This is a genomic window from Rubneribacter sp. (assembly GCF_965361815.1).
In genome coordinates, this window is record NZ_CBDTNW010000030.1 from 25,741 (window position 1) to 32,235 (window position 6,495).

The window sequence follows — 6,495 nt, forward strand, 5'->3', positions numbered from 1 at the left end:
TGAACGAGCACGCTCCGGGACAATCGTCGCAGATGCCGGAATCGCCTCAAAAAACGAAAGAAGACAAAGTGGCCCGCATGGGTACGGCGTCCATTCCTCGGCTTATCGTGGAATTCGCCATCCCCTCTATTTTGGGCATGTTGGTCAACGGCGCGTATAACTTGATCGACTCCATTTTCTTGGGTCAGGCTATGGGGGAGATCGGCCTTGCCACAGCCACAGTGGCCATGCCGATCATGACGGTGTTCATGGCCATTTCCATGCTGGTGGGCAACGGTGGCAATGCGCTGGCTGCCCTGCGCATGGGCGAGGGTAGGCGAGACGAAGCCGAACGCAGTTTGGGCAACACGGTGTCGCTGTCCATTGGCTTGGCGGTCGTGGTGGCCGTGGTGGCTCACATTCCCGCGTGCATAGACGGCCTGCTCGCAGTGTCCGGCGCAACGGCCGAGGATTGGGAGTACGCTCGTTCGTTCATTCAGATTATCTCGCTCGGCTTCATATTCCAGTGCATCGGTATGGGCGTGAACAACTTCATCCGCACCGCAGGCGCTCCGAACCGCGCCCTATCCACGATGATCGTCGGCGCCGTCTCATGCACGTTGTTCAACTTTCTGTTCGTCATGGTGTTGGGGTGGGGCGTGCAGGGCAGCGCGCTTGCCACCATTTGCGGCCAGGCTATTTCGTGCGCATGCGTGCTGTGGTACTTCATCATGACGAAGAGCGCTCCTATGAAGCTGCGCGTGCGCAGCATGTCGCTGCACATGCGGACGATCGGCCTCATCGTGTCGTTGGGGTTGGCGAGCTTTGCCGTGCAGGCGGGTATGGCCGTGGTGAACTTCGTGTTGAACAATCTGCTGAACATGTACGGATCTATGAGTGCGATTGGCGCTGAAGGGGCGCTTGCCTCCATCGGCGTGGTGCAGCGCGTGGCCATGTTCTCGGTTTTGCCGCTCATCGGCGTCGCCATAGCCATCCAACCTCTTTTGGGATTCAATTACGGCGCGCATCTGTACGCGCGCGTGCGTAAGACGTTGTGGTGCGGTATTTTCGGAGCAACCTGCATCGGCGCGGTGCTGTGGGCGCTGGTGCATCTGTTCCCAGAGCAGATCGTGAGCTTCTTCGGCATCGTGGATGACGGCCTGCGCGACTTCACGGTGTTTGCCTTGAAAGTGCAGTTGTTCATGCTGCCGTTCATCGGATTCCAGATTGTGGGTTCCAATTATTTCCAAGCCACAGGACAGCCTGCGAAGTCCATCTTCTTGTCGTTGACGCGTCAGATACTGTTCCTCATCCCATTGCTCATCTGCCTGCCCATGGCGCTTCCCGGCATGTTCTCTCAGCTCACAAGTTTGGATGCGCTGTATTTCGCCACGCCTGTAGCCGATTTTCTGGCAATCTTCACCACGGCGGTGTTCATTGTTGCGGAAATGGGTCGTCTTGGAAAACTTGAGCGTGGCGAGATAGCGGCCAAGTTTTAGAGGGCGCGCGTTTCGGCGAATGCCTGCCGGCTTTGCGCTCAAATGTGGCGGCTGCGGAAGAGCGCGCACCCGCGTGATCGGGGATGCCCGAGGACGCTGGATTCCGTGGTGTCGATTCCCGACAATTGTCACCCTTCGTTTTTTTCAAAGGTTCACGATGGAGGGCGCATGCGTTAGCATGTGCCCTCGCCATACAACCGAATGCGAAGGAGATGCTCGTAATGGCCGAAGCCGTGAAATCAAAGGAGAGGGCGGTCGCGTCGCGCACGCGATCCATTGCGTTTACCGGATTGACGATAGCGATCATGGCGGTGTCCGCTTGGGTGACGGTGCCTTTGGGTCCCGTGCCGTTCACCTTGCAAATATTCGCGTTCGCGTTCGCCATTTTGGTGCTGCAGCCAAAGGAATGCCTCGCCGCCGTGATTGGCTACTTGATCTTGGGGGCTGTCGGCGTGCCGGTGTTTTCGGGCATGCGGGGCGGCATTGGCGTGCTGGCCGGCCCGACGGGAGGCTTTCTGTGGGGGTACCTCCTCGGTGCCGCCGCTGCCTTGGCGGTGCTGATCGTCCTGCGCCGTCGTTTCGGAACGGAGGAGCCTCGCAGCGGAGCAAAGGGCTTGGCGGTGGACGTTGTGGCGGCCCTGGTGTTCGTCGCCGTGTCGTATGTGTGCGGATGGGCCCAGTACATGGCGGTTGCCGGGGTGGGTCCGGAGGCTGCGTTTGCCACCACCATCGCCCCCTTCGTGATTGTGGACGTGGTGAAAACGGTTGCAGCCGCTCTGTGCGCTCGCGCCGTTCGCGTTGCGGTGCCGCGTCGATAACCATACGGAAGGGGAGGGCGGAAGGGCCGCTGCCCTCCGCCGCCAAATACGCGGGTCCGTTCGCCAGGCGCTTCGCATGCTGCGCGCCGAGCGAACGGACCCGCTCGCGCTTCTAGGCTTCGTACACGACGGCGCCTGAGGTGAATCCGCCGCCAAACGCCACGAGCACCACTTTGTCCCCGGGTTTGATGCGGCCGTTCTCGTAGGCGTCCGCCAAAGTCATGGGTATGCATGCGGCAGACGAGTTCCCCCGATGGGCGATGGACACCTGGAAGAAGTCGAGCGGACGGCCGATCTTCTTGGCGGCGTACCTGATAATGCGCTCGTTGGCCTGATGGGGCACGATGAGGGAAACGTCGTCAAGCGTCAGGCCCGCGCGTTCAAGCGCCACGTCCACGGCGGCGGACAGCGCCCCGACGGCGAATTTGAACACTTTCTGCCCGTCCATCCGCAGCACCTGGCGAGGCTCGCCATCAGCGATATGGGCGCGGATGCCGAGCTCTTCGTCCACGGCATCGAGGGAGTCATCGTGCTCTTCGGCGCGCAGACTGACGCCTTCGTTGTCAAAGGGCACGGGGGAGTCGTACGCAGCGGGGCAGGTGAGGGCGTTTGTGGGATCGTCCTCGTTCGCGATGAAGCTGCTGAGGATCCCCGGCCGCTCCTCGTCCCATTCCACCACGGCCGCTCCCGCGCCGTCTCCGAACAGGACGCAGGTGTTGCGGTCGGGCCAGTTCGTGATGCGGGACAGACGCTCCGCCCCCACGATGAGCGCGCGTCGGATAGGGTTGCGTCCGCTTGCACCTGCGGCGTTTGGGGCGCAAGCGGCCATCAGGGACTCCGCCACCGACAGGCCGTAGACGAACCCGGAGCACGCGGCGTTCAGGTCGAAAGCGGCCGCGCGCTCCAGCCCCAGCCTCCTGCGCAAAAGCCCGGCACAGGAGGGAACCATGGCGTCGGGCGTGATGGTTGCGTATATGACGAGGTCGATCTCTGCCGGATCGACGCGGCGCTCGGAGTAACCTCCTTCGTCCCAGCCCAGCGCCTGACGGGCGGCGGCCACGCTCAAATCCGTCCCCGTCTCCGCAACGGCCACGCGGCGGCTTTCGATGCCCGTGCGCGTGACTATCCATTCGTCGCTCGTGTCCACGAGCTTGGTCAGTTCGTCGTTTTTCACGTCCAGCGCGGGCAGCGCCTTTCCGCATCCGATGATCCTGCAGCCCATAGTGCTCCGTTCCCGGCTGCCGCGCGCGAGGCGCCGGACAGCGCAAATGCTTCGATGATCAAACCAAACCAGTATACCACCGAGAGAGCGCCCCCTTGCCGTTTGCGCGGGGCACCACGAAATCCTTGCACCCCGACAGCGGGTACCCCGACGACGGACGCGCGTCAACGAACAGCGTCGACAAGAGAGCGGAACAGGGACGCATGCTCGTCAAGGTACTCCGGATGCCATTGCACGCCGATGAAAAAGCGTCGCGTGGCGTCCTCTATCCCCTCGATGACGCCGTCGTCGCTGAAGGCCGAAGCGGTCAAACGCGGCGCTATGCACGACACCGCCTGGTGATGCATGGAATTTGCGAAAGTGTCGAACCGCTCGGATTCGTCAGGCGTACACGGCGTCGCGGTGTCCGCAGCACGACGCCGTCTGCCGAACAGGATGCGTGCAAGCGCGCTTCCGGGTGCGACGGAGATGCGTTGCCGGGCTGCGTCGTAGGGCGGTTTCTGCCGATGGCCGACGGCGGTCGCGCCGCAAGCGACAAGGTCCTGGCACAGCTTCCCGCCCAGCGCCACGTTCATGACCTGCATGCCTCGGCAGATTCCCAGCGTGGGAAGGTCGCGCTCGTGCGCGAGGCGGACAAGCTCCAGTTCCAGCGCATCGCGGTCTTCGGACACGTTCTCCGTCCAGGGCAGGCGCGAGGCGTCTCCGTACGAAGACGGGGACACGTCTCCCCCTCCGGCCAGCACCAGCGCGTCTATGCGCTCCGCCAGATCTGCGGCTGCTCTTCGGTTGGCCTGCACGCCTCCGGGGACAGGCGGCAGCAGCACGGGCGTCGCGCCTGCGGCAGCCACCCGCTGGATGTAGGGGGTGGTGACGCGCTCCACGGGAGTGGGCTCGTCTTCCATCTTCTCTTCCACGAACGTGGTGGTGATGCCGACGATCATGATCAGGGTCCTGCACGCTATCGGCCGGGTTGCCGGGACGGCTCGTCGGGCGGCTTGTCTGTGGGGATCGAAGGGATGGCCATGATGAAGCAGGCGCCGCCTTCGGGCAGGTTGAGCGCTTCTACCGATCCGTCGTGCGCGTCTACGACGGATTTCACAATGGCCAGCCCCAGGCCGGTTCCGCCGGTGCCGCGGCTGCGCGACGTGTCCGTGCGGTAGAAGCGGTCGAACAGAAGCTTGGGATCGACGTCGCCGAACCCGCAGCCGTCATCTTTGACGGCCACGATGGAGTTCCCGCGCAAACCGAACAGCTCGATGACGATGTGCCCCCTCGGTTCGATGAAGCGGCTTGCGTTCTCCACCAGATTCGTGACCGCCTGCTTCAGGCGATCGGGGTTGCCCAGCACATCGGGCGCCTCTCCCACGATCTGGACGTTCGCCTGGCGGTCGCGCAGGATGGGCTCGAGCGCGTCCACGACGCCCGACGCCAGTTCGCGCAGGTTGACGCGAGAAAGCTCCAAGGGCTGGTCGTCGGCCTCTATGCGCTGGAGGGTGAGCAGATCGTGCGTCAAGCGGCTGAGGCGCTCGCTTTCGTTGATGATGATGCCGCAGAACTTGCGATGCAGCTCGGGCGGCAGATCGGGATCTTCCAGCATCTCGGCGTTGCCGCGGATGGCGGTGAGCGGGGTGCGAAGCTCGTGGGCGACGTCGCTGATGAAAGCCGCCTGCCGACGCTCCTTCAGCGCAAGGTCGTGCTGCTGCGTTTCCGCCGTCTGCGCCAGCGCGCTGAAGTCGCGCGCTAGGTCGTCCGCCTCAAGCAGGCGACCGTCTGGCTTGATGGGCACGTCCATCCCCGAGCGGTAGGCCGCGGTCTTGCGGGCCAAGAGGCGCAGCGGCTCCGCTATGAAGTGCCCGATGGTCAAACTGAGGGGGAATACGAGCAGAAACACGGGAACTAGCAGCAAAAACGCCTTCGACGAGAGGTCGAAGGCGAGAAAGCAGACCAAAAGGACCATCGCGCTGGCCAACAGGGAGAGCAGCGTTGCCAGCAGCGAGAAGTATGTTTGGAGTCGTTTTATTGTTTGAACCTGTATCCGTAGCCGCGTACCGTTTCCACCAAGCCGGGATCGTAACCGGCTCCTTCAATCTTATCACGCAGGCGCTTTATGTGGGTATCCACGGTTTTGGTTTCCGTCAAGTATTCCCAACCCCAGGCGTCGCGCAGCAGGTCTTCGCGGGACACCACCTTGCCGGCGTTCTTCATGAGGCTGGCCAGAAGCTCGAATTCGCGCGGCGTGAGGTCGATCTCCCCGTGCTCGCCCGTCGCGGTGTGCGCGTCCTCGTCCAGCGTGATGCCGCTGGCGGTGACGGCGTGGTTCGCGCCCGGGAAATCGCCGCCGGCGCCGCGGCGCAAAAGCGCGCGGACGCGGGCGATGAGCTCGCGGACGCCGAAAGGCTTGGCCAGGTAGTCGTCTCCGCCAATCTCAAGGCCCACCACCTTGTCCAGCTCGGTGTCGCGTGCGGACAAGAACAACACGGGCACCGAGGTCTTCGAGCGCAGACGGCGGCACAGCTCGTAACCGTCCATGCCGGGCAGCATGATGTCGAGGACGAACAGGTCGTAAGGGTTCTTCGTGGCCATGGCCAGGGCGTCTTCGCCGTTGTCCACGACGTCGGTGGAGAAGCCCTCCTTTTTGAGCGCGTAACTGACGAATTCGGTGATGGACGGCTCGTCGTCGACGACGAGGATGCGATGCGGTGTGTCGTTCATGTGATGCCTTTCTGACAAACTCGCTTTTGGGATTTGACCGATGAGCGGGCGTGTGCAGGTTGTTATAATGACGTGATTAACTATAAGCAGTCGGGACCAGATTGTAGGAGACTGTCAAGAACATGTTACTTGCCATCGACGTAGGGAACACCCAGACGGTGTTCGGCGTGTATCGGGAAGGGCTCCTGCGCCACCGGTGGCACGTGGCCCCCAACAAAAAACCCACCCCCGACGAGCTGCGCATGAAGCTCCCGTCGCTTTTGGG

General features: G+C 62.9%; 7 protein-coding genes. 3 read left to right on the top strand and 4 right to left on the bottom strand.

Annotation, left to right across the window (positions count from 1 at the left end):
- Positions 1-77: 77 nt before the first annotated feature.
- On the top strand, positions 78-1,478 hold the full coding sequence (locus ACWKY3_RS01730) for an MATE family efflux transporter (RefSeq protein ID WP_449314704.1): 1,401 nt from the start codon (positions 78-80) through the stop codon (positions 1,476-1,478).
- Between the two features lie 221 nt (positions 1,479-1,699).
- Positions 1,700-2,296, top strand: coding sequence for a biotin transporter BioY (locus ACWKY3_RS01735; RefSeq protein WP_449314705.1), 597 nt, complete (start codon positions 1,700-1,702; stop codon positions 2,294-2,296).
- Positions 2,297-2,408: 112 nt separating this feature from the next.
- Here ACWKY3_RS01735 and ACWKY3_RS01740 read toward each other — a convergent pair whose 3' ends face one another.
- The 4 genes from ACWKY3_RS01740 to ACWKY3_RS01755 form a co-directional block, all read right to left on the bottom strand.
- Positions 2,409-3,518: a 3-oxoacyl-ACP synthase III family protein gene (locus ACWKY3_RS01740; protein WP_449314706.1), complete on the bottom strand. Its 1,110-nt coding sequence runs from the start codon at positions 3,516-3,518 to the stop codon at positions 2,409-2,411.
- Positions 3,519-3,682: 164 nt separating this feature from the next.
- Positions 3,683-4,459, bottom strand: coding sequence for a gamma-glutamyl-gamma-aminobutyrate hydrolase family protein (locus tag ACWKY3_RS01745; protein WP_449314707.1), 777 nt, complete (start codon positions 4,457-4,459; stop codon positions 3,683-3,685).
- Between the two features lie 17 nt (positions 4,460-4,476).
- Complete coding sequence (locus tag ACWKY3_RS01750) at positions 4,477-5,475, bottom strand: sensor histidine kinase (RefSeq protein ID WP_449314708.1); 999 nt, start codon at positions 5,473-5,475, stop codon at positions 4,477-4,479.
- A 59-nt stretch (positions 5,476-5,534) separates the two neighbouring features.
- Positions 5,535-6,230, bottom strand: coding sequence for a response regulator transcription factor (locus ACWKY3_RS01755; RefSeq protein WP_449314709.1), 696 nt, complete (start codon positions 6,228-6,230; stop codon positions 5,535-5,537).
- A gap of 122 nt (positions 6,231-6,352) precedes the next feature.
- On the opposite strand from ACWKY3_RS01755, the gene ACWKY3_RS01760 reads away from it, so the two are divergent.
- On the top strand, positions 6,353-6,495 hold a 143-nt coding region (locus ACWKY3_RS01760), incomplete at its 3' end, for a type III pantothenate kinase (protein WP_449314710.1).

Coding starts and splice junctions, on each gene's coding strand:
- ACWKY3_RS01730 (WP_449314704.1), top strand. CDS start 78: ATGGGTACGGCGTCCATTCCTCGGCTTATCGTGGAATTCGCCATCCCC.
- ACWKY3_RS01750 (WP_449314708.1), bottom strand. CDS start 5,475: ATGGTCCTTTTGGTCTGCTTTCTCGCCTTCGACCTCTCGTCGAAGGCG.
- ACWKY3_RS01755 (WP_449314709.1), bottom strand. CDS start 6,230: ATGAACGACACACCGCATCGCATCCTCGTCGTCGACGACGAGCCGTCC.
- ACWKY3_RS01735 (WP_449314705.1), top strand. CDS start 1,700: ATGGCCGAAGCCGTGAAATCAAAGGAGAGGGCGGTCGCGTCGCGCACG.
- ACWKY3_RS01745 (WP_449314707.1), bottom strand. CDS start 4,459: ATGATCGTCGGCATCACCACCACGTTCGTGGAAGAGAAGATGGAAGAC.
- ACWKY3_RS01740 (WP_449314706.1), bottom strand. CDS start 3,518: ATGGGCTGCAGGATCATCGGATGCGGAAAGGCGCTGCCCGCGCTGGAC.